The sequence below is a fragment of the Marinobacter gelidimuriae genome, from assembly GCF_000372805.1.
Lineage (GTDB): Bacteria > Pseudomonadota > Gammaproteobacteria > Pseudomonadales > Oleiphilaceae > Marinobacter > Marinobacter gelidimuriae.
Genome location: NZ_KB889952.1, coordinates 26,171 through 50,280, shown reverse-complemented (window position 1 = coordinate 50,280; position 24,110 = coordinate 26,171). Strand labels below are relative to the sequence as shown.

Genomic DNA, 24,110 nt, shown 5'->3' with positions numbered 1-24,110 from the left:
AGGAGAACACCCATGGGAATTCTCAGTGGCAAAAGAGCCCTGATCGTTGGCGTTGCCAGCAAATTGTCGATTGCCTACGGCATCGCTGAAGCCTTCGCTCGCGAAGGCGCCGAACTGGCCTTTACTTACCAGAACGAAAAACTGCAGCCGCGGGTCGAGAAATTCGCCGCACAATGGGGCAGCACGCTGACCTTTCCTTGCGATGTCGCCAGTGATGACGAAATCAACAACGTCTTCACCGAACTTGGCAAGCACTGGGACAACATCGACATTATCGTTCACGCCGTGGGTTTCGCCCCGGGCCACGAGCTTGACGGCAACTACGTCGACGTGACCACCCGTGAAGGTTTCCGCATTGCCCACGACATCAGCTCCTACAGCTTTGTGGCTCTGGCCAAAGGCGCTCGCGGCATGATGCACGAAGGCAGCTCGCTGCTGACCCTGAGCTACCTGGGCGCAGAGAAAGTGCTGCAGAACTACAACGTCATGGGTCTGGCAAAAGCCTCGCTGGAAGCTAACGTGCGCTACATGGCAGCCAGCCTGGGCCGCGACGGCATTCGCGTGAACGGTATTTCTGCCGGGCCGATCAGAACTCTGGCGGCATCTGGCATCAAGAGCTTCCGCAAAATGTTGGCCGAAAACGCCAGACGCGCCCCGCTGCGCCGCAACGTAACCACCGATGAAGTCGGTAACGCCGCCGCCTTCCTGGGCTCCGATCTGTCCAGCGGTATCACTGGCGAAATCATGTATGTCGATGCCGGTTTCAACATTACCGGTATGGGCGAACTGGAAGACGCAGAGATTTAAAACTGCAGGCACCTCCGGAGCTCTTAACCTCCGGAATTCTTACTCAAGAAATATCAGGGAACAATCATAACTATGTCAGGCACGAAATTAGAGAACCTGAACGTGGCGAGCCAGGAAACACTGATGCCGCCTGAAACACTTAAGCAAGATCTGCCGCTTACAGACAAAGCAGCCGCCACCGTGGCGAAAGGTCGCCAGGATATATACAACATTATCGATGGCACTGACCACCGGCTGTTTCTGGTGTTAGGCCCCTGCTCCATTCACGATGTTGATGCCGCCCTGGACTATGCCCGGCGCTTGAAAAAGTTGGCTGACGACGTAAGCGATACACTGTTGATTGTGATGCGGGTCTATTTTGAAAAACCGCGCACCACCGTGGGCTGGAAAGGCCTGATTAACGATCCCCGGCTGGACGACACCTTTGATATTCAGCAGGGCCTCCACATCGGCCGCAAACTGCTTATTGATATCAGCGAACTGGGCCTGCCCACGGCCACCGAGGCGCTAGACCCCATTTCCCCACAGTATCTGCAAGATGCGATTTCCTGGTCGGCCATTGGTGCCCGCACCACCGAATCGCAAACCCACCGGGAAATGAGCAGTGGCTTGTCTATGGCCATTGGCTTTAAAAACGGCACCGATGGCAATCTCGACGTTGCCGTAAACGCCATGAAATCCGTGTCTCACCCCCACAGCTTTCTGGGCATAAACCAGCAAGGCCAGGTTGCCATTATTCGTACCAGGGGTAACAACTACGGCCACGTGGTTCTGCGCGGTGGTGGTGGCAAACCCAATTATGATTCGGTCAACGTTGCCCTGTGCGAACAGGCTCTAGAGAAGTCTGGCCTGCGAAAATCCATCATGGTGGACTGTAGCCACGCCAACTCCAGCAAAGACCCGGCCATTCAACCCCTGGTGATGAATGACGTGTGTAACCAGATTCTGGACGGCAACACCTCCATCCAGAGCCTGATGATTGAAAGCAACATCAACTGGGGTAGCCAGTCGATCCCGCAGAATCTGGCAGACCTGAAGTATGGCGTATCGGTTACCGATGCCTGTATTGACTGGGAAACCACCGAAAAAGCGGTTCACGACATACGTAACAAGCTCAAAGATGTGCTGCCGAAGCGCGCCAAGGCTTAAGATAAGAGACAGGCGTAGCAAGCTAGGGGACAGATTTGAAATCTGTCCCCGGTGCGTGGTTCGGCAAGATAAGGGACAGATTTGAAATCTGTCCCCGCTGTGTCCCCGGTTTTGGTTTGAGTCAGCCGATCTTGTCCAGGCCACGCATATACGGCTTCAGAACGTCCGGCACTGTAATGCTGCCGTCTTCCTGCTGGTAGTTTTCCATCACCGCAATCAAAGCACGGCCAACGGCCAGGCCTGAGCCGTTGAGGGTGTGCACCGGCTCTGGTTTGCCGGTTTCCGGGTTGCGCCAGCGCGCCTGCATGCGGCGGGCTTGAAAATCCCGGGTGTTAGAGCAGGAAGAAATCTCGCGGAACTTCTGCTGCCCCGGCAGCCATACCTCCAGATCGTAAGTGCGAGCAGCGGAAAAGCCCATATCGCCGCCGCACAAGGCCATGGTGCGGTACGGCAGCTCCAGCAGCTGCAATACTTTTTCAGCGTGGCCGGTCAATGCATCCAGCGCAGCGTCGGAATCCTCGGGCCGCACGACCTGAACCAGCTCTACCTTGTCGAACTGGTGCTGGCGAATCATGCCGCGGGTATCACGGCCGTAAGAGCCAGCTTCACTGCGGAAGCAAGGCGTATGGCACACCAATTTCAGCGGCAATTCAGCCGCGTCCAGAATGCTGTTGGCGACCAGATTGGTTGCCGGCACTTCCGCTGTCGGAATCAGGTACAGCGGCTTTTCACTGTCTACACGGAACAGGTCTTCTTCAAATTTTGGCAGCTGGCCGGTGCCAAACAGTGCTTCGGCGTTCACCAGATAAGGCACGTAAGCTTCGGTGTAGCCGTGCTCTTCGGTGTGCAAATCCAGCATGAACTGCGCCAATGCGCGATGCAGGCGGGCCACCTGGCCGCGCATCACCACAAAACGCGAGTGCGCCAGATTCGTCGCCGTCTCAAAGTCCATTCCGTTCAGGGCTTCGCCCAGAGCAACGTGGTCTTGCGGCTCGAACGAAAACACGCGAGGCGTGCCCCAGGTGCGAAGCTCAACGTTATCATCGTCGTCTTTACCCGCAGGTACGCCTTCGTCTGGCACGTTCGGAATACCGGCAAAAAAGTGATTCAGTTCTTCCTGCAATTCGCGCAGCTGGTCTTCAGCTTCGGATTTACGCGCTTTCAGGTCGTCTACTTCGTCCAGCAACGGCTGTATGTCTTCACCCGACGCTTTGGCTTTACCGATGGACTTGGATTTTTTATTCTGCTCGCTTTGCAGGGTTTCGGTCCGTACCTGAAGGCCACGGCGGCGCTCTTCCAGCTGCTCGAAGGTGGCAGTATCAAAGATAAAGTTTTTGATAGCCAACCGGCGGGCAATGTCTTCGGTGTGGCTGCGGACGCGTTTTGGGTCGAGCATGATTATCCTGACTGGTCGGTTTAAGGGGTTTTATCAATGGCCGGCGCTGTAGCGTTGGCGTGGGCTGGCGGCGTTCAGCTGGTCCAGGCGCTGGCGTTTTTCAGCGAGTTTGATTTCCAGGCCGCGAGCCACCGGCTGATAATACCGGCGCTCGCTGATGGCTTCGGGCAAGTAAGCTTCACCGGCGGCAAAAGCGTCGGGCTCGTCATGAGCGTAACGATAGGATTCGCCGTGACCCATGGATTTTATCAATTGGGTCGGTGCGTTGCGCAGGTGTACCGGTACTTCGAAATCTTTATCTTGGCGGATGTCAGCCATGCACTGGTTGAACGCCTTATAAACAGCGTTGCTTTTTGGCGCCATGGCCAGGTAAATCACCGCTTGCGCCAGCGCCAGTTCACCTTCGGGTGAACCCAGGCGCTCCTGGGTATCCCAGGCTTCCAGAGTCAGCTGCAGCGCCCTGGGGTCGGCGTTGCCTATGTCTTCACTGGCAATGCGCACCAGCCGGCGAGCCACGTAGAGCGGGTCGCAGCCGCCGTCGAGCATACGGCACATCCAATAAAGCGAGCCGTCCGGGTCAGACCCCCTCACCGACTTGTGCAACGCCGAAATCTGGTCGTAGAACACATCGCCGCCTTTATCGAAACGGCGCAGACTGGTTTGCATCACCAGCTCAAGCTGATCGTCACTGACGCTATCGACACCATCAGCGTCTGGCTCCGCCAGATCGGCGGCCACTTCCAGAATGTTCAGTGCCCTGCGGGCATCGCCGCTGGCGGCGCTGGCCATCATCGCCAGTACGTCCTCGGCCACCCGCAGGCGACCACCAAAGCCTTCTTCGGCGCTTAGCGCGCGGATAAGCAGGCGCTGAATATCGTCGTCTTCCAGGTTCTTCAATACGTAAACGCGGGTGCGGGACAGCAGCGCGCTGTTTAACTCGAAAGACGGGTTTTCGGTGGTGGCACCCACAAAAATAAAGGTGCCGTCTTCAATGTGCGGTAAAAAGGCGTCTTGCTGGCTTTTATTGAAGCGGTGAACTTCATCCACAAACAGCAAGGTGTCCTGACCGCTGCCCTGCTTGCGTGCCCGCGCACGCTCAACGGCCGCGCGTATGTCTTTTACCCCGCTGAGTACCGCAGATACGCTTTCAAAGGTTAGGTCACTCACGTTAGCCAGCAATTGGGCGAAGGTGGTTTTGCCCACCCCAGGCGGGCCCCACAAAATCATTGAATGCAGCTGGCCCTGCTCCACCGCCCGCCGCAGCGGTTTGCCGGGCCCAACCAGGTGGGGCTGACCCACATAGTCTGCCAGTTGGGCTGGCCGCATGCGTGCGGCCAGCGGGCGAAATCCGCCGCTGCTGGCGAACAGGTTATCTTGCATCAGCTACCGTCACGGATAATATCCACACCGGCCGGGTAGTCCGGCTTGAATATCGACGCTGCTATATCCGCGTTCAGCACAATGTCATCAAAGCTCAGAATACTGATTTGCGACAGGGAATCTTCCATTCGCATTTCCTGCAGCTGCCCGTCAAAAAACGACATCCGCAACGCGACGAACAGTGAATCCGGGCTTTTAGGCGTTAGCGTAAATTCGCGGATGTTGTCGCCCACCCTGCGGGTAGAGACGTCATAGGTTTGCGCCAGGTTATCCACCTCACCGCTCAGCAGCAAAGCCGGCGTGGCCTGCACATCGCTGTTTAGCTTGTGCACGGTAACCTGCTCCAGGTCTGGATCGTACACCGACACCTCATCGCCGTTACTGACGATGTGCTGGGCCATAGGCGCTTTGCTTTCCCAGTAAAACAATCCCGGACGCTTGGCTTTCATAGAGCCGCGGCTTTCCTGAATGCGTTCACCGCCGTTGCCCACCACAATCTGGATAAAGTCAGCCTGGTATGTCTGGTAGCCCCTCAACAACGCAGCCAGTTGAGTCGCCGCGTCTTTCTGCAGTCCCTCTTTTTGTAAATCGTCACTGACAGCCGCCGTTGCGGCGCTGGTCAGAATCATTGCAAACAGCGCTGTGGCCAGCTGTTTCAAAACACCCGTTGTGCTTTTATTCGCCATACTGCCTGCTCCTGAGCGCTAGTTCCGTGGAGGCGGCGGAGCCAATACTTCCCGCGCGCCGTTGTGGCCTGCCGAACTGACAACCCCCGAAGCTTCCATTGCCTCGACCAGGTTGGCGGCACGGTTATAGCCAATCTTTAATTTACGTTGAACCGACGATATCGACACCCGGCGACCTTCTGTCACGAACGCCACGGCTTCATCAAACAAGGTATCCGTTTCGCTGTCATCATCGTTCAAGCTGGGTACGCCAGGCAGATTTTCGCCTTCGGCGCCATTAAGAACGTCGTCTATGTATACCGGCGCGCCTCGGGCTTTCCAGGCACTGACCACCCGGTGCACTTCATCGTCGTCGACAAAGGCGCCGTGTACCCGCACAGGCAAGCCAGATCCCGGTGGCAAGTACAGCATATCGCCGTGGCCCAACAGCTGCTCCGCACCGCCTTGGTCGAGCACGGTACGGGAGTCAATTTTTGACGACACCTGAAACGAGATACGGGTGGGAATGTTGGCCTTTATCAAACCGGTGATGACATCCACCGACGGCCGCTGGGTAGCCAGAATCAGGTGAATACCGGCGGCGCGAGCTTTCTGGGCAATTCGCGCGATAAGCTCTTCCACTTTTTTGCCAACAATCATGATCATGTCGGCAAATTCGTCAATCACCACCACAATAGAGGGCAATGGTTCCAGTTCCGGCCGTTGCTGCTCGTCGTTATCCAAGTATTCGTCGGGCTTCCAGAACGGGTCCCGCAGGGGCTCACCGGCCTCCGCCGCTTCTTTTACCTTACGGTTGTAACCGGCCAGGTTACGCACGCCCAAGGTGGCCAGCAGGCGATAACGCCGTTCCATTTCAGCCACACACCAGCGCAGTGCATTGGCGGCTTCTTTCATGTCTGTAACCACCGGCGCCAGCAGGTGGGGAATACCGTCGTAGATGCTCAGTTCCAGCATCTTCGGGTCTACCATGATAAAGCGCACGTCTTCCGGCCCGGCCTTCAGCAGCATGCTCAACAGCATGGCGTTCACCCCGACCGATTTACCGGAACCGGTGGTACCTGCCACCAGCAGGTGGGGCATTTTCGCAAGGTTGGCCACTATGGGGTTGCCGCCTATGTCGTTGCCCAACGCCATGGTCAGCGCGGAAGCAGATTCGGCAAATACCCGCGAACTCAATACTTCACTCAGCCGCACCATCTGGCGGTATTCGTTGGGAATTTCGATGCCCACCACGGATTTTCCGGGAATCACCTCAACCACCCGCACGCTCAGCACCGCCAGGGAACGCGCCAGGTCTTTCGCCAGGCTGGAAATTTTGCTGACCTTAACGCCCGCGGCCGGCTTGATCTCGAAACGGGTAATCACCGGGCCGGGATTCACCTCAACCACTTCTACGCTGACCCCAAAGTCGGCCAGCTTTTCTTCCAGCAGCCGCGACATATGTTGCAGGGATTCTTCGGTGTAGCCTTTTCCCTGCTGCTCCTCCGGCGGGTCTAACAGCGTGATCGGTGGAGTCGGGCTCTCGATATCTTCCAGCAACGAGGATTGCTTTCCGGCTCCATTACTGCCGCCGGGCTTGCCCTGATCGTCTTTTTTGAACGGCGCGATCTTGAATGAACGGCCAGTGCTCTGAGAAGCGCCTTGGGGCGTGCTGTCAGCGGAAGCCGCTGCGGATGTGCGCGCTGGCGGTCGCGATGCAGGTGCGGGCCTACTGCGTTCGAAATCGCTGTAATCGCCGCGGGCGCTCTCGTCATGGGCACTGAAACTTTCAATACGCGCCGGCTCGTCGTCTGAATCGGCGCTCAGGTCAAAGCAGTCCCCGGAGTCATCGCTGCGTTCCGTTTCAGATTGGCCACGGCGGCCAAACCCTGGAATACGCTGCCACCAACGCACTCGTTCAACCGCTCTGTCCGCGCGAATCTCGGTATCAAAGTGGCCTGAAGACTTGCCTTCAACCCTATGATTTAAAAGCGGTGTCTGATAATTTTCGACGGCTTCTTCGGCTTCTTCGGCTTCTTCGGCTTCTTCGGCTTCTTCGGCTTCTTCCCGGGCTGAACTGCGACCTTTGAACCAGTCTTGTATCCGGGTGCTTACTCTCAGAGCGATGCCGCCCAACTGGTCCATCAGCCAAAACCAGGAAAGCCCGGTGGTAACGGTTAGAGCAAACAAAAATATGGCAATCAATACCAAGGTGGTGGCCGGCAGGTTAAAAAACCGCACCATAGCATCTGCCACAGCTACGCCCATCACGCCGCCGGAAGATTCACCCAGACCAAAAAGAGAATAAAGCGACAACAGACTGGTGGCCGACAGCAGAATCAGAATAAACCCGCCAAAACGCACCATTAACAGGGGCCAGTGGACGTCTTGGGAGCGATTGCGAAGGCGAATCAGCAGCAGCGCGTAACCTGCCACCATGGCTGGAAACAGCCAGGTCACGTAACCGAAGAAATTGCGCAGCAAGCTGGCCAGCCAGGCACCGCTGCGGCCGGCGTAATTCAGCACCCGGGCGTCATGGCCCACACTGGCCCAACCGGGGTCATTGGCGTGAAAGCTGAACAGCGCCATGCACAAATAAATCGCCAGGGCAATTAGCGCAATAACAGCGCCCTCGCGGGCGCCTTGGGCCAGCAGCTTGCGAAAACGCAGCTGTTTATCAGTCAGCGGCTGGGCCGATGTGTCTTTTGCTTTTGCGCTTGCGGCCATGAATGCTCAGATGTTGCCATGACCGGGGTTCTGAAGGGCCTGAAAACCCCGGTCAAGATCGGCTTTCAGGTCGTCAATGGCTTCAATGCCTACCGACAGGCGAATCAGGTTTTCACTGATACCGGCCTGCTCTTTGTCTTCGGGCGACAATCGCCCGTGGGTCGTTGTTGCAGGGTGGGTGATGGTGGTCTTCACATCGCCGAGGTTGGCGGTAATAGACACCATCCGAGTGGCGTCAATAAAGCGCCAGGCCTCTTCCCTGCCCCCTTTTACCCGAAACGACAATACGCCGCCAAAGGCTTTTTGCTGGCGTTTGGCCAACTCATAATGCGGATGCTGCGGCAGGCCGGTGTAAAAAACCGTTTCCACCGCGCTCTGCTGCTGCAGCCATTGGGCCAACTCTAACGCATTGTCACAGTGGGCTCGCATACGAATTGGTAAGGTTTCCAGGCCCTTCATGAACACCCATGCGTTGAACGGGCTCATGGTTGGGCCTGTTGCCCGCAAAAACACGAATATTTCTTCCAGCAGCGCGTGGGGGCCTACAACGACGCCGCCTACGCAACGGCCCTGGCCGTCCAGATATTTGGTGGCGGAGTGGGTTACCAGGTCTGCGCCCAACGCCAGCGGCTGCTGCAGCACCGGGGTGCAAAAACAGTTGTCGACGACCAACAGCGCACCGTGGGCGTGGGCCAAATCGGCCATCTTGCGAATGTCTGCCACTTCGCACAGCGGGTTAGACGGCGTTTCCAGAAACAACATCCGGGTATTGGGCTGAATAGCCGCTTCCCAGCCGGCTTCGTCTGTCAGTTTTACAAAGGTGGTTTCAACACCAAATTTGCTCAGGTATTTCTGAAACAGCGAATTCACCGTGCCGAATACGTCCCGTGAACACACCACATGGTCACCGGCCTTCAGCAACGCCATACAGGTGCTGGTAATGGCAGCCATACCCGAAGCCATTGCCACTGCCCGCTCGCCGCCTTCCATCGCCGCAATGCGATTTTCGAAGGCGGTCACCGTGGGATTGGTAAAACGCGAATAAATATTACCGGGCTCTTCACCGGCAAAACGCGCGGCCGCTTGCGCCGCGCTGGCGTAAACAAAGCTGGACGTAGGAAATATAGCGTCGCTGTGTTCCAGCTGACCGGTACGAATCTGCCCCGCGCGCACCGCCAGGGTATCGCCAGACATGCCGTCCAGGTCTGATTCTGGTATCAAAACCGATTCTTCGCGGCAAAATGTCATCGTTTTCTCCTGGTCATGGTCTTCTGCTGGTCATAGTATTCTTGTGCGGTCTAAAGCATCAGTCTTCGTCGTTATGCATGTCTATACTGCCGTTTTCGGTATCGTTCTTCACGGTGCCGGAGCGCGTTGTATCGTTACGCTGGCCATCCAGGCGATCCAGATAGGCACGATCAATATCGCCGGTTACGTATTCACCGGTAAACACCGAACATTCCCAGCCATCGATGTCACTATTAACATCGCTAACAGAGGTAATCAGGTCTTCCAGGTTCTGATACAGCAACCAGTCGGCGCCGATCAATTCGCGGATTTCTTCCACCGTGCGATCGTGAGCAATCAGTTCTTTAGCAGACGGCATATCAATGCCGTACACGTTGGGATAACGCACCGGGGGCGCGGCCGAGGCGAAATACACTTTGCGGGCGCCGGCATCGCGGGCCATCTGCACGATTTCCTTGCAGGTGGTACCGCGCACAATGGAATCGTCAACCAGCATCACGTTCTTGCCGCGGAACTCAAGATCAATGGGGTTTAGCTTCTGGCGTACCGATTTCTTGCGCATGGTCTGGCCGGGCATGATAAATGTACGGCCAATGTAGCGGTTTTTGATAAAGCCTTCGCGGAATTTCACGCCCAGACGGTGGGCCATCTGCAAAGCCGAGGTGCGGCTGGTGTCTGGTATCGGCATAACCACGTCGATATCGTGATCGGCGAAATCCTTCAGCACTTTATCCGCCAGAGTTTCACCCATGCGCAAGCGCGCTTTATAAACCGAGACTTTATCCATGATGGAGTCCGGACGGGCGAAGTACACATGCTCGAAAATACACGGATAGAGCTTTGGCTGTTTGGCGCACTGCTCACTGTGAAAGGTGCCGTCGGTTTCAATATACACCGCTTCACCCGGCGCAATGTCGCGCACCAGGGTGAAACCGGAGGCGCCTAGGGCCACACTTTCAGACGCAATCATATATTCCTTGCGGCCGTCACTGGCTAAGCGCACGCCATAACAGATCGGGCGAATGCCATTGGGGTCGCGGAAACCAACAATGCCGTAGCCGGTAACCATCGCGATAACCGCGTAGGCACCGCGGCAGCGTTCGTGTACAGAACGCACGGCGGCAAAAATATCGTCTTTGGCGGGGTCTAGCTTGCCCAGTTTCTGGAGCTCGTGAGCGAACACGTTCAACAACACTTCCGAGTCTGAATTGGTGTTGATGTGGCGCAGGTCAGTGCGAAACAAGTCGGTACTGAGCTCGTCAGAGTTTGTCAGGTTGCCGTTGTGGGCCAAAGTGATGCCGTAAGGGCTGTTGACGTAAAACGGCTGGGCCTCGGCAGAGCTCGCACTGCCGGCGGTAGGGTAACGAACGTGACCAATACCGACGTTGCCCACTAACCGGTGCATATGGCGGGTATGGAATACATCGCGCACCAGGCCGTTGTCTTTACGCAGGTAAAAACGCTCGTCTTCGAAGGTAACAATACCTGCTGCGTCCTGGCCCCGATGCTGAAGAACGGTCAGCGCATCATAAAGCAGCTGATTCACGTGCGAAGTGCTGACGATACCGACGATGCCACACATGGAATAGAGATTCTCCGAGTGTTAAAACTGAATGAAAGCCACGCCAGGCAGATTGCCTGATACAGCGCCTGGCGTTTGAATAACCGGGTTTTACTAGATGCCTTGCTCCGCGCTTTGGGGAGTAAGAAATCCGGAAAGCTCATCACCAAAGGTACGACGGGACCAGTCCTCTAACACCGACAACCGGTCAATCATTAGCGATTCTTGCCACCAGGTGTCTTGAGACACCGGTGTGTAACGCAACAAAGCAATGCCCACCACCACCACCAACACCCCACGCAACAGGCCAAAGCCCATACCCAGCACCCTGTCGGTGCCGGATAAGCCTGTGGCCCGCACCAGCTGTCCGATAATGCCGTTAATGATGGCGCCCACAATAAGCGTACCAATAAACAGAATCGCGAACGCCGCAACCGACCTCACCATGGGCGTTTCCACGGTGCTGCCCAGTAGCGACTGCATCTGGGGGTGAAATGTGCGAGCAACAATGAAGGCCATTACCCACGTAACCAACGACAGGGCTTCGCGAACAAAGCCGCGCCTCAGGCTGATCAGCGTTGATATGGTAATAACCGCAATAATGACCCAGTCAATCCAGATCAACGCATTCATGAACCACCCGGGCGACGCAAATAGAGAGGGCGAATTCTATCAGGAAACCGCCCTCTGCCAAACCACCGTTGCGATAAAACCTGGCTGGGCGGCTTATTAATCAGGGCTGGTGACCAAACTATTGAGACTGAAAGCCTTGTCGAGGGCCGCTTTGGCCGCTTCGGCTTCGGATTTGCTGGCGAAAGGCCCACTGAATACCCGGGTCAGCCGGGTGTCGCCGCGGCTGACCTCTTGAAGGTGTGAACTGTAGCCCTTTTCGCGGGCGTTATCACGCAAACGCCGGGCGTTATCGGCATCGCCAAAGCTGCCCAACTGCACAACCCAGGCGCCTTCCAGAGAGCGACTGAACTCTTCCTCGGTTTGCGGATTGGGCTCCGGCCGAGCCGGTGCCGGCTTAACCTCTGCCATCGGTGGCGGCGTAACGGCGTTGCTGACCGCAGTCGGATTTGTCGGCTCAGGCGCCTCAGGCGTCACTTCTTCAATTAGCTGAAAGTCCCCAGACCCGCTGGCACGGTCTGCTGCGGCTGCTTCTGGCCCAGAGACGCTCTGATATTCTGGCATGACGGTCTGCGGTGGTGGCTCGGTGCTCACTTCTGGAAATGGCGGTTCTTCGGGAATGTTTATCGAGGTGGAGTTGCGCCCGGAATGGGGCTCGTCAAAGATCATCGGCACAAAAATAACCGCCAGTGAAATCAGCACCAGGGCGCCGATGATCCTCTGCTTTAATCCGTCCACAATCATGCTCCCGGGTTGGTAACGGCGGCGCTTGGATACAAAAGGTTGCGGGCCGCCGCCACAGTAAAGAACGAACCAAACACAATCACAATGTCATTAGCACGGGCTTGGCCACGGGCTTCAGCCAGGGCCTCCGGCACCGAGTCCCAGCAACCTTCAGGTGCAATGCCGCACTGCTCAAACTGCGCACCGAGAGCCTCGGCGCTATAGCCACGGGGAGCTTCCTTCAACAGTCCGGCCAGATACCAGCTGTGAATCACGCTGGCCATCGCTTTGGCAACGCCTTGCACGTCTTTATCCGCAAGCGCACCGTAGACCGCGTGAATGCGGGTTTCCGGGTGCTGTAACAGGCGCAACCGGCTCGCCAGCCAGCAGGCAGCGTGGGGGTTATGCCCCACATCCAGAATCACCAGCGGCGAAGTGGCTACCTGCTCAAAACGCCCGGGCACCGACACTCCAGCCACGGCTCGCTCGATTTGTTGAACACCCAGATTGGGCGCCAAGGTGCGGGACGCAACAACCGCTGCAGCCAGACTTTTCACCGGCAGGGCAAAATCTGGCAGGCGAAACTCTTCGTCTCCCAACTCCAGATTCACCATCGCCGGCTGCCTTGAACACTGCACCAATTGATAATCGCGGCCCAGCAACGCCAAGTCTACCTCTTGCGATAAAGCTTGCTGCAATACCGAACGCGGAGGATCAAAATCGGCGTAAACCGCAGGGATACCCGGTCGCAACACCCCGGCTTTTTCAAAGCCGATAGACTCACGATCGTTACCCAAAAAGCTCGCATGATCGATATCAATCGACGTAAGGATTACAAAATCCGCGTCTAGCACGTTCACAGCATCCAGACGACCACCCAGACCAACCTCCAGAATCCAGTCGTCTACATCGGCTTCGGACATGGCAACAAACGCCGCCAGAGTGCCGAATTCGAAATAGCTCAACGACACTTCTGCCCTGGCCTCCTGAACCCGCTCAAAAGCGTGGATCATTTGCGCGTCCGAAATCTGCTCGCCCAGCAGGCGTACCCGCTCATTATACACCTGAAGATGCGGCGACATGTAGGCCGCCGTGCGGCGCCCTGCTTCTTGCAACAGCGTTTCTAGAGCTGCAACCGTGCTGCCCTTGCCGTTGGTGCCGGCCACGGTAATAATGCGAGCCTCGGGCTTACCCGGAAAAAGTCTCTGCAAAACCACCATCACCCGGTCCAGTCCCAGCTCGATTTCAACCGGGTGAATGGCCTCAAGGTAGCTCAGCCATTGGCCCAGGCTGGCATCGGCGCCGGGGGCCGTTATGTTCGGCGCGTGCTGATCCGGCTTATGCGACTGAGGCATCTTCGTCCGGCTTTTCAGTCACTTCAATTTCAATGGGCGCCTCGGCGTCAGGTTTTTCCAAATTGCCGAATTTTGCCAGCAGGTGTGCAATGCGCTCACGCAACTGGTGACGGTGCAGAATCATATCGATAGCACCATGCTCCAACAAAAACTCGCTGCGTTGAAAGCCTTCGGGCAACTTTTCACGCACGGTCTGCTCAATTACCCGCGGCCCGGCAAAGCCGATCAGTGCGTTAGGTTCGGCGATATTCAGGTCACCCAACATCGCCAGGCTGGCCGATACGCCGCCAAATACCGGGTCGGTCATCACCGAAACATACGGCACGCCTTGCTGCTTCATATGCTCAAGAACAGCGGCGGTTTTAGACATCTGCATCAGCGAAAGAATGGCCTCCTGCATACGTGCACCGCCGCTGGAAGAAAAGCACACCAGAGGAATGCGTTCTTCCAGCGCCACATTGGCCGCCCGTACAAATTTTTCGCCAACCGTCTGGCCCATAGAGCCACCAAGGAATTTGAACTCAAAGGCGCAAGCCACCAGTGGGAGCCCTATGGTGGTGCCCTTCATGGCCAACAAGGCGTCTTTTTCGCCAGTCGCTTTCTGGGCCTGCGTCAGACGGTCTTTATAACGTTTGGTATCTTTGAACTTAAGGCGGTCCCAAGGTTCCAGGTCTGCGCCAATTTCTTCGCGGCCATCTGCATCCAGAAAAATATCAAGGCGGCGGCGGGCAGCCACTCGCAAGTGGTGATTACACTTCAGGCACACGTCCAGATTTTTTTCCAGCTCGGGCTTGTACAGGAAGGCGCCACATTTCGGGCACTTTTTCCACAGGCCTTCCGGAACACCGGTCCTCGTCTTGGATTCCGAGCGGATCTTGCTCGGCATTATTTTATCTAGCCAACTACTCATGATTTAATCCCGTCTGTAGAACCTGTTTTGATCGTTCTATTGTAAGCACCCGCTACCGGCCAACAATTACACCATCGGATAGCGTTTTGATTACCCCATTCTGGCAGCATGCCATGCTGTGTAAACGTCTCATTCAATGAAACATAGTACATATAACGCCGGGCTGGCCCAATTTTTCCAATCGCGTACCCTGCCCCCGCGCTCTATTTAACGGATCCGTAAGTCTACCAAGACCCAGCGCTTCTGGTCGCGGCCACGAAGTCTGCCATCTTTTTGGCGCATTTGATGCCTTTGCCGATTTCCACGCCGCCACTGACGTCCACCGCCCAAGGGCGTACCTGCTGCACGGCTGCGGCAACGTTAGCGGGTTGCAAGCCACCGGCCAGTATCAGTGGCAACGGCCGTTGTTCAGGAATCAGCGACCAGTTAAATCCGTGGCCGGTGCCCCCGTATTGCTCAGGGTGCCAGGCATCGACCAACAAACCGGCTGAATTCTGGTACTCCTCAAAGGCCTGTTCAATCTGCCCTTGCTGCCGTACCCGTATGGCCTTAATCCAGCGGCGCTGGAACTGCTCACAGAAAGCAGCGGGTTCATCACCGTGGAATTGCAGCAGGTCAAGAGCCATCTGCTGCAGCACCTGCCTTACAAAATCCGCCTGCGGATTCACAAACAATCCCGTTACGCTAACAAACGCCGGTATCCGCGCGGCCAGCTGCCGCGCCAGATCAATACTGACAACCCGCGGGCTTGGGTCATAAAACACCAGGCCAATTGCGTCAGCGCCAGCGGCCACTGCGGCGTCGATATCCTCTGGGCGGGTCAGGCCACAGATCTTTACACGGCTAGTCACAGTTGGGCGGCCTTTGTTTACGGTGGATATGGGTGGCCGCAACCGGCCGATTCTGCTCCGCGCTGAACCATGGCTCAGCAAACGCCGGGCCACAGCTGGGCTGGGGTATTTCGAATTCGGCGGGGTAACCCACGTCTACCAGGTACAAACCATCAGGCGGCGCCGTCACGCCAGCTTGCCTGCGATTCTTCGTCGCCAGAATCTGGCCAATCCAATCCGGCGCCTGCTCCTGGCAACCTACGGCCATCAAGGCCCCGGCAATATTGCGCACCATGTGGTGCAAAAAAGCATTGGCCTGAACGTCAATCACCAGATAATCGCCTTTGCGCGTTACGCTGATGCTCTGTAAAAATCGAATCGGGCTATGAGACTGACAGCCAGCGGCACGAAAAGCACTAAAATCGTGTTCGCCAACCAGCGCCTGGGCCGCCTGATGCATGTTTTCGGCATTCAGAGGCCGAAAGTTCCAGCTAACCTGACCGCGCTGAATACCGGGGCGCACCGGGTTGTTATAAATGATGTAGCGATAGCGCCGGTAAACCGCGGAGAACCGGGCATGAAAGTCGCCCTCGCACTGGCCAGCCCAGCGCACGGAAATATCGAAAGGCAAGGCTGTATTAATACCCATCACCCAGGAACGCATGGTACGCAGAGATGGCGTATCAAAGTGCACCAGCTGATAACTGGCGTGAACGCCGGCATCGGTTCGGCCGGCACACACCAGCTCTACCCCGTGGTCGGCAACTTTGCTGGCGGCTTTTGCCAGCTGTTGCTGCACCGCACGGATACCGGATTTTTGTTGCTGCCAGCCGTGGAATTCACGGCCATCGTATTCAAAGACCAACGCCACACGGCCGTTGCCAATGGGTGTATCCGCTGTAAGCGCCTGGGGTTCAAGAAACAAAAGTCAGCTCGATGTGTTGTCTGGTTGTTAAAAGACAAAGCCGGCGGTCAGAAGGCTCTGAGCACCGGCTTTGTTTAAAGGATTATAACCAATCAGGACAGATTTTTAAGCAGTTCCTTCGCTTCTGCCTTCTGTTCAGCGGTGCCTTCGAGTTCCACTTCCATCAAAATGTCGCGGGCGCCGTCGATATCGCCCATCTCGACGTAGGCCTGCGCCAAATCCAGCTTGGTTGCTGCCTCGTCAGTGCCAGCCAGGAAGTCGAAATCATCGTCGTCACCCAGATCGCTCTCGTCGATCGCTCGAGCCGCGCCAGGTGCCACAATGGGTAGGTCTTCTTCGGCTTGCGGATCGTCACCCAGCTCCAAAGCCAACAGTTCTGCGTCGGTCATTTCCGGCAGTTCTTCTGCTTCGGATTCGGTTTCATCGCCACCGGCGTGATTGGTGCTATCTGCGCTATCAGCAAATTCGCCCATCAGCGCCAGGTCGTCGTCCGAAATCTCCAGGTCCAATTTATCCAGATCAGGCTCCGGCTTGCCCAAATCCGATTCTTGCATGTCAAAAGGCTTGAGTTCGGCCTCGGGGTCGTCTTTATCAAGTTCGGCATCCAACTCGTCCAGGAAGGCTTCGTCTAGGCTTAGATCGTCATCGTCAGACGTCTTGCCGGCCGTGTTGGCGGGTTCGTCAGCCTTGGCCGTGTTGTCCGCCTTGGCCAAGGGTGCGGCGTCTTCATCGGCAAATTCCCTGGCGAAGTCGTCGGACAACACAAAATCTTCCGACGCTTCAGACTTTGCGGGCTCTCCCTTGTCGCCCAGGCCTTCAATAGTGGTCAGATCGTAGTCTATAGGATCGTCTGACGTTGGCTTGGTGCTGTCTTTGGCATCTTCTGATTCCTCATCGAAGCTCCCGAAAGAGCCGGAAAAGGAACCGGAGCGCAATTCAGATTCAAGATCATCGATGCTGGGTGCCGCTTCCGCGTGTTCAAGATCTGTCAGCAAACGATCAGCCTCTGCCATGGCCTCGTGATCATCCAAAGCACTGAGCTCGCCATACTGACGTTCAAAAGCCACTCTATTCTGAGCGTCCGCGTAGACCGCAAGCAACTTCAGACGCAGTTCGGTGCGGCTAGGCTCGCGGGAAATCGCAGACTCCAGAGTAGTTACCGCCTGTTCGTGCTGACCGTACGCCAAGTAGGAATCAACCTCTGCCAGAACGTCTGGTTCAGCTTCGGGTGCTGGCGGTTCCTGATCGTCCAGACCAAGATCCAGGTCAAACGAACCGGAACTGGGTACAGGTTCAACCAAGGGTGCTCGTTCAAAGCCGGTATCGGTACCGGTCTCGCCCCCAGTCTCGGTCTCGGTCTCGGTCTCGGCTGCATCCTGATTTTTAGACTTGCGGCGCGACACCAAAAGCAGCAGTAGTAGCAGCAAAAGCAAGCCGCCGCCCAGAACCATCTGGTACAGCGGGTTATTCATAATGCTGTCGACTAAACCACCTTGGGCTGCGCTTTCTTCAGCTGGACCAGGCTGTGCGATCTGGGGCTGAGCATCTTGTTCAGGTTGCGCTGCAACCGCACTGGCCGGTTCGGCTTCGGCCTGAGTTTCGGCGTCATCCGTTACCAGCTCCTCAGTAACGGCCGGATCATTGGTAGCATTCTCTGTCGCGGTATTGTCGGCAGAAGCAGAGTCGGCACCGGCAACGCCATCCACTGCGGGTTCGTCAGCTGCATTCTGGTCAATGCTGGCGACCGCGTTATCGCCGTTGATACCAGCCTGCTGCATGTCGGCCAACTGGCTGTTTTTCAGCTCCAGCAACCGCTGCAGGGTTTTTACCTGCTCCTGAAGTGAATCAACACGGCTATTCAACTCGCTGTTTTCACGGCGAGCACTGTCAAGTTCTTCGAGCGCCACCATGGTGCCGGCATCTGCGCCGTCGGCCTGGTTACCGTCAGTACCGGCAGATCCGCTCTGCTCAGTGTTATCAGCGGCTTGCGGTGCCTCAGTCTCGGCCACAATCAGTTTCAGTTCCGCATCGCCGCCGTCTATCGCCGCGGGCGCGGAAGGCGTAGCCGCTGGGCTTGCATCAATCGTTGCCCGGGTTATGTTGGTGTCCTGGTTTTGCGCTCGCACGACCTGATTAGCCTCGCCCTGGCCCAGGCGCTGGATTTGTGCCAGCGTGGGTGCACGCAGAACTTCACCGCGTTTCAAGCGGTTGATATTGCCGCCTATAAAGGCATCAGGATTAAGGTCTTGAATCGCCAGCATAACCTGCTGCACAGATACGCTGTTGTTTGGGCGCATCCTGGTGGCAATACTCCACAGGGTGTCAGACGAGGTTGTAGGGCCGTAAGCATTGCCCGATGCAAGAGACTGTGCGGAACCAGAGCTTGCGGGCGCCGGGCGGCTTACTGCACCGCTATTGGCGCTGGGCGATGAGTTGCTGCGGCCAGCAGACGATGCCGCTACAAGCGGTTCCCGGGTGCCGGCTTCTGCCGCATACACGGGTGGGTCTACCAACACCGCGTATTCACGCAGCAAGCGGCCGCTGGGCCAGGTTAGCTCCAGCAGAAAATTAAGGTACGGCTCCCGTAACGGTTCACGTGAAGACACGCTTACCGCCAGGCTGCCATCACTGCGGGTAACCACCTGAAATTTCAGCTTACTGGCAAACTGGCCGCGATTAAGACCCACCCGTTGATAGGCGGATTCAGAAGCCACATTGACGAAAACATCACCAGGGCTGACGCCACGACTCTGGCGCAGCACAATTTGCGCATCCAGGGGCTCATTCAAGTAGGACTGCAACTCCACCTCCCCCAATCCCAGGGCTTGTGCAACGCCAGAGCCAAGACCTCCAGCCAGTGCCAGAGCAACCGCAAGCTTGCGTACCTTCATGCTTTTTCCTTTCCAGTCTCCGTTATTCGTACCTGCTTAGATGCACAGCGGCGTTAAAGCAGTTTCGGACGAGGTTGGATGACTTCCGTCTGGGTGTTGTATAAGTGTGGCGAAACGTTAATCCTCAACTCGGCAAGTATTGTTGATAAGCATCATTTTATCAATGAATCAACGTTCTTCAGTGCACTGCTGCGCTACTTTGCTAACTCTTGATCGCAAACACACAGCCACTACAAAGATTAAGTTATTGCGAGCGCTGAGGAGACACCGGCTTTTATGGTTCTGAAAATAACAGGGGCGAAGGCTGAAAGCAGCCTTCGCCCCTCACCGGTTAGTTGAAACCGAACGCAGTTGGCATTAAATCAACGACTTTGGAGAATTCGCAGCATGCGCCTCAGCGGTTCTGCCGCGCCCCACAACAGTTGATCACCCACGGTGAACGTAGAAATATACTCCGGCCCCATGGTCAATTTGCGAATACGGCCCACCGGAATGCTTAGGGTGCCGGTTACTTTTGCCGGTGTCAGCTCCTGCATGCTGGCCTCGCGCTCGTTGGGAATGACTTTTACCCAATCGTTGCCGGCGGCCAGAATCTTCTCGATTTCGGCAACAGGAAGATCTTTGCGCAGCTTTATGGTCAGCGCCTGGCTGTGTGAGCGCATCGCACCGATTCGAACGCACAAGCCGTCGATAGGAATCGGATTGTCGCTGCGACCCAGAATTTTGTTGGTTTCAACACCGGCTTTCCACTCTTCCTTGCTCATACCATTTTCGAGTTGCTTGTCGATAAACGGAATCAAGCTGCCTGCCAGAGGCGCGCCAAAGTGCTCGGTGGGAAAATCGTCACTACGCATGGTGTCGGTCACCTTGCGGTCAATCTCAAGAATCGCAGAAGACGGACTGTCCAGCTCGGCTTTAACGCTGCCGTTCAGCTCGCCCATCTGGTTCAGCAGCTCGCGCATGTTCTGCGCGCCGGACCCGGAAGCGGCCTGATACGTCATGGGCGATACCCATTCAATCAAGTCCTGCTCCAGCAAACCGCCCAAGGCCAACATCATCAGGCTCACCGTGCAGTTGCCGCCGATGTAATCTTTCACGCCTTTGTCGAGCGCAGCGTCAATCACGTTGCGGTTAACCGGGTCTAGCACAATCACAGAATGGTCAACCATGCGCAGGGTAGACGCAGCGTCTATCCAATAGCCGTTCCAGCCGGCGTCACGCAGTTTCTGATACACCGCCGAGGTGTAGTCGCCGCCCTGGCAGGTCAAAATCACGTCCAGGGTTTTCAGAGTGTCGATATCGAAGGCGTCCTGCAGCGGCAGAATGCCATCGCGGCCCACATCCGGCGCCGGTTGCCCGGTTTGCGACGTGGAAAAGAATACCGGTTCGATATCCGCGAAATCGTTTTCTTCACGCATGCGCTGCATGAGGACAGAACCCACCATGCCACGCCAACCTACAAGCCCAACTCGCTTCATGTGACTTTCAAACCTTTTTTATACCTGCCCTGGCCGGATTCGCGGGCCCGGGCGGAGTGAATGTTAAGGCTGCGACAGTACCGCTTCACCCATTTCACGGGTAGAAACCCGGGTGCAGCCTTCCGACATTATATCCGCTGTGCGCAAGCCCTGGTCCAGCACCTTGCCAACCGCGGCTTCAATGGCTGCTGCGGCGGCGCTTTCGTCCAGACTGTAGCGTAGCATCATTGCAACGCTAAGAATGGTCGCCAGCGGGTTTGCAATGCCTTTGCCGGCAATATCAGGCGCCGAACCATGGCAAGGCTCGTACATGCCCTGCTTCGCCGAGTTCATCGAAGCCGACGGCAGCATGCCGATGGAGCCTGTCAGCATAGCGGCTTCGTCAGAAAGAATATCACCAAACAAATTGCCGGTTACAATCACGTCAAACTGTTTGGGTGCGCGCACCAGCTGCATCGCGGCGTTATCCACGTACATGTGAGACAGCTCTACGTCCGGATACTCGAGCTTGAGCTCGTTCATGACCTCACGCCACAGCACGGTCACTTCCAACACGTTGGCCTTGTCGACCGAGCACAGTTTTTTACCGCGCTGCTGAGCCGTTTCAAACGCGACCCGGCCAATACGGCGAATTTCAGTCTCTGTATAAGCGTAAGTGTTATAGCCCTGGCGCTCACCGCTTTCCAGTTGCCGCACACCGCGAGGCTGGCCGAAGTAAATACCGCCGGTCAGCTCACGGATAATCATGATATCCAGCCCGGACACCACTTCCGGCTTCAGCGAAGAAGCAGACGCCAGCTGCGGATAAAGAATAGCAGGGCGAAAATTGGCAAACAGCTCAAGGTTGGAACGCAGGCCCAGCAAACCTTTTTCCGGGCGTTTGGCCATCGGCAGGCCATCCCACTTCGGGCCGCCAACGGCGCCCAGCAGAATCGCGTCGGCCTTGGTGGCCAACTCCAGGGTTTCATCCGGCAGCGGGGTGTCGGAATCATCCAGCGCAGCACCGCCAACCAAGCCGTGCTGAAAGCTCAAATCAAGCTTGAACGACTCATTCACCCGGCGCAGTACTTTTTCGGCCTCGCCCATGATTTCAGGGCCAATGCCGTCGCCCGGCAGCAGTAATATGGTTCGTGACATATCAGGTTCCTTGATATCGGTTTCGACATTGGTTTAACAGCCAAATTACTGGCCGGCACCAAACAGCCAGGGTGCGGTTTTGCGGCGCGCATCTTCGTAATGCTGAATAACATCGGCGTCTTCCAGAGTCACACCAATATCGTCCAGGCCGTTCAGCAGGCAATGGCGACGGAAGCCGTCTACGTCGAAGCTGAAAGACTCGCCAGACGGCGTAATAACGGTGTTGGCCTCAAGGTCTACCGTCAGTTCATAGCCTTCACTGGCCTCAGCTTCAATAAACAGCTGATCAACTATTTTTTCATCAAGAACAACAGGCAACAGCCCATTCTTAAAGCAGTTATTATAAAAAATATCAGCAAAACTGGGGGCAACAATCACCCGAAAGCCGAAATCTTCCAGCGCCCAAGGCGCGTGTTCACGGCTGGAACCGCAACCAAAATTGGTGCGGGCCAGCAGCACGCTGGCACCGCTGTAGCGTTTTTGGTTCAGCACAAAATCCGTGTTTAACGGGCGTTGGGAACTGTCCTGACCAGGCTGGCCCTCGTCCAGATAACGCAATGGGTCAAACAGGTTGGGGCCGAAGCCGGTGCGTTTGATGGACTTCAAAAATTGCTTGGGAATGATCAGGTCCGTGTCCACATTGGAACGGTCCATGGGGGCTACCAGGCCCTTGTGTTGGGTAAATGCGCGCATGGTGATTGTCTCCTGTGGCTCAGTTCAGCATTTCACGAACGTCAACAAAATGGCCGGCAATCGCTGCCGCCGCTGCCATGGCCGGGCTAACCAGGTGGGTACGCCCACCAAAACCCTGACGCCCCTCAAAGTTACGGTTAGAGGTAGACGCACAATGCTCGCCCTGCCCCAATTTATCGGCGTTCATGGCCAGGCACATGGAGCAACCCGGATCACGCCATTCCAGGCCCGCTTCCAGGAAAATCTTGTCCAGCCCTTCGGCTTCGGCCTGCAACTTAACCAAACCCGAGCCCGGCACTACCATGGCCTGCTTCAAACTACCCGCCACCTTGCGGCCTTTAACCACCAGCGCCGCCTTGCGCAGGTCTTCAATCCGGCTGTTGGTACAGGAACCAATAAATATCCGGTCCAGCTTGATGTCGGTGATCAACTGATTGGGCAGCAGACCCATGTATTTCAGCGCACGTTCAAGCCCTTCCCGTTTTATCAAGTCGGTTTCTTTCGCCGGGTCTGGCACCTGGCCGGCCACGTTTGCCACCATTTCCGGGGATGTGCCCCAGCTCACCTGAGGCTGAATATCCGCGCCCTCAAGCTCAACCACTTTGTCGAATTCGGCGCTCGGGTCACTGTGCAAGGTGCGCCAATGAGCAACGGCTGCATTCCAGGCTTCACCCTTGGGTGAAAACGGCCGACCCTTGACGTAATCGATAGTGGTGCCGTCTACCGCCACCATACCAACGCGGGCGCCGGCTTCAATTGCCATATTGCACACCGTCATCCGGCCTTCCATGCTCAGGCTTTGTATGGCTTCGCCGCCAAACTCGATAGCATGCCCGGAACCGCCAGCGGTACCAATTTTGCCAATAATCGCCAGCACTGCGTCTTTGGCGGTTACGCCTTTACCCAACTGGCCATTCACTTTCACCAGCATATTTTTTATTTTCTGCTGCACCAGGCACTGGGTAGCCAGCACGTGTTCCACTTCCGAGGTGCCAATACCGTGGGCCAGGCAGCCAAAAGCGCCGTGGGTCGAGGTATGGGAATCACCGCAGACAATGGTCATACCGGGCAAGGTTGCACCCTGCTCGGGCCCGATCACGTGCACTATGCCCTGGCGTTGGTCTTTAATCTTGAATTCAAGAATGCCGAACTCGTCGCAGTTGCTATCCAGGGTTTCCACCTGAATGCGCGATACCGGGTCTACAATGCCGTCGATTCCCATGGTGCGGTCAGTGGTGGGCACGTTATGGTCGGGCGTTGCCAGATTGGCATCAATCCGCCAGGGCTTTCGGTTGGCCAGGCGCAGACCTTCAAACGCCTGCGGCGACGTCACTTCGTGCAGCAGGTGGCGGTCAATGTAAATAAGCGCAGAGCCGTCATCACGCTGTTTTACCAGATGATCGTCCCACAGTTTGTCGTATAAGGTTTTACCCGCCATGATCGCTCTCTCATCGTTTTGGGGTTTTTAAAAAAGCTCATCACCGTTAATACGGCTGCGCCCTTTAGAGTTCTGATTGTGTGAACAGTCTAAAGTGCCTGACCAATAACCTCAATTCATGTTTTTATGCATAGTATTCCTGTCTGGAATACTATCGAATAGAATGA

18 protein-coding genes and 2 pseudogenes are annotated in these 24,110 nt (G+C 56.3%); 2 read left to right on the top strand and 18 right to left on the bottom strand.

The genetic code is table 11. The features are described from left to right. The first annotated feature begins 12 nt into the window (after positions 1-12). Positions 13-807 (top strand): enoyl-ACP reductase FabI, encoded by a 795-nt coding sequence (locus A3OI_RS0118415; RefSeq protein ID WP_018405678.1) that lies wholly within the window; start codon positions 13-15, stop codon positions 805-807. 72 nt (positions 808-879) lie between these two features. Further along, entirely contained in the window at positions 880-1,956 is a 1,077-nt protein-coding gene (locus A3OI_RS0118410; RefSeq protein WP_018405677.1) for a 3-deoxy-7-phosphoheptulonate synthase, read from the top strand. A gap of 121 nt (positions 1,957-2,077) precedes the next feature. Here A3OI_RS0118410 and serS read toward each other — a convergent pair whose 3' ends face one another. The 18 genes and pseudogenes from serS to leuC all read right to left on the bottom strand — a co-directional run bounded on the left by serS (position 2,078) and on the right by leuC (position 23,943). Next, a complete protein-coding gene (serS, locus tag A3OI_RS0118405; protein WP_018405676.1) occupies positions 2,078-3,352 on the bottom strand; it encodes a serine--tRNA ligase in 1,275 nt (424 codons plus the stop codon). A 33-nt stretch (positions 3,353-3,385) separates the two neighbouring features. Continuing rightward, positions 3,386-4,732 carry a replication-associated recombination protein A gene (locus tag A3OI_RS0118400; RefSeq protein ID WP_018405675.1) on the bottom strand — a complete coding sequence of 449 codons (1,347 nt, stop codon included), beginning with the start codon at positions 4,730-4,732 and terminating at the stop codon, positions 3,386-3,388. Continuing rightward, positions 4,732-5,418, bottom strand: coding sequence for an outer membrane lipoprotein chaperone LolA (lolA, locus tag A3OI_RS0118395; RefSeq protein WP_018405674.1), 687 nt, complete (start codon positions 5,416-5,418; stop codon positions 4,732-4,734). The genes A3OI_RS0118400 and lolA overlap by 1 nt, the downstream gene beginning before the upstream one ends. A gap of 18 nt (positions 5,419-5,436) precedes the next feature. Beyond that, a pseudogene (locus tag A3OI_RS24775) lies at positions 5,437-6,969 on the bottom strand (DNA translocase FtsK); the annotation flags it as partial. 618 nt (positions 6,970-7,587) lie between these two features. Beyond that, positions 7,588-7,986: pseudogene (locus A3OI_RS24770) on the bottom strand (DNA translocase FtsK 4TM domain-containing protein); the annotation flags it as partial. A 144-nt stretch (positions 7,987-8,130) separates the two neighbouring features. Then, positions 8,131-9,372: an O-succinylhomoserine sulfhydrylase gene (locus A3OI_RS0118385; RefSeq protein ID WP_018405672.1), complete on the bottom strand. Its 1,242-nt coding sequence runs from the start codon at positions 9,370-9,372 to the stop codon at positions 8,131-8,133. Between the two features lie 58 nt (positions 9,373-9,430). Further along, a complete protein-coding gene (gene purF, locus A3OI_RS0118380; RefSeq protein WP_018405671.1) occupies positions 9,431-10,954 on the bottom strand; it encodes an amidophosphoribosyltransferase in 1,524 nt (507 codons plus the stop codon). Between the two features lie 93 nt (positions 10,955-11,047). Continuing rightward, entirely contained in the window at positions 11,048-11,566 is a 519-nt protein-coding gene (locus tag A3OI_RS0118375; RefSeq protein WP_018405670.1) for a CvpA family protein, read from the bottom strand. Between the two features lie 96 nt (positions 11,567-11,662). Then, complete coding sequence (locus A3OI_RS0118370; RefSeq protein WP_018405669.1) at positions 11,663-12,307, bottom strand: SPOR domain-containing protein; 645 nt, start codon at positions 12,305-12,307, stop codon at positions 11,663-11,665. After that, positions 12,304-13,641 (bottom strand): bifunctional tetrahydrofolate synthase/dihydrofolate synthase, encoded by a 1,338-nt coding sequence (gene folC / locus A3OI_RS0118365; RefSeq protein WP_018405668.1) that lies wholly within the window; start codon positions 13,639-13,641, stop codon positions 12,304-12,306. The genes A3OI_RS0118370 and folC overlap by 4 nt, the downstream gene beginning before the upstream one ends. After that, positions 13,625-14,551: an acetyl-CoA carboxylase, carboxyltransferase subunit beta gene (accD, locus tag A3OI_RS0118360; RefSeq protein WP_026224293.1), complete on the bottom strand. Its 927-nt coding sequence runs from the start codon at positions 14,549-14,551 to the stop codon at positions 13,625-13,627. The genes folC and accD overlap by 17 nt, the downstream gene beginning before the upstream one ends. A 224-nt stretch (positions 14,552-14,775) precedes the next feature. Beyond that, a complete protein-coding gene (locus A3OI_RS0118355) occupies positions 14,776-15,402 on the bottom strand; it encodes a phosphoribosylanthranilate isomerase (protein ID WP_018405666.1) in 627 nt (208 codons plus the stop codon). Further along, entirely contained in the window at positions 15,395-16,306 is a 912-nt protein-coding gene (gene truA / locus A3OI_RS0118350) for a tRNA pseudouridine(38-40) synthase TruA (protein WP_018405665.1), read from the bottom strand. The genes A3OI_RS0118355 and truA overlap by 8 nt, the downstream gene beginning before the upstream one ends. Positions 16,307-16,398: 92 nt before the next feature. After that, a complete protein-coding gene (locus tag A3OI_RS0118345; protein ID WP_018405664.1) occupies positions 16,399-19,197 on the bottom strand; it encodes a FimV/HubP family polar landmark protein in 2,799 nt (932 codons plus the stop codon). Positions 19,198-19,559: 362 nt separating this feature from the next. Beyond that, a complete protein-coding gene (gene asd, locus A3OI_RS0118340; protein WP_018405663.1) occupies positions 19,560-20,675 on the bottom strand; it encodes an aspartate-semialdehyde dehydrogenase in 1,116 nt (371 codons plus the stop codon). A gap of 63 nt (positions 20,676-20,738) precedes the next feature. Further along, positions 20,739-21,812: a 3-isopropylmalate dehydrogenase gene (gene leuB, locus A3OI_RS0118335; protein ID WP_018405662.1), complete on the bottom strand. Its 1,074-nt coding sequence runs from the start codon at positions 21,810-21,812 to the stop codon at positions 20,739-20,741. 45 nt (positions 21,813-21,857) lie between these two features. Then, entirely contained in the window at positions 21,858-22,505 is a 648-nt protein-coding gene (gene leuD / locus A3OI_RS0118330; RefSeq protein WP_018405661.1) for a 3-isopropylmalate dehydratase small subunit, read from the bottom strand. A gap of 19 nt (positions 22,506-22,524) precedes the next feature. After that, a complete protein-coding gene (gene leuC, locus A3OI_RS0118325) occupies positions 22,525-23,943 on the bottom strand; it encodes a 3-isopropylmalate dehydratase large subunit (protein WP_018405660.1) in 1,419 nt (472 codons plus the stop codon). Positions 23,944-24,110 lie beyond the last annotated feature (167 nt).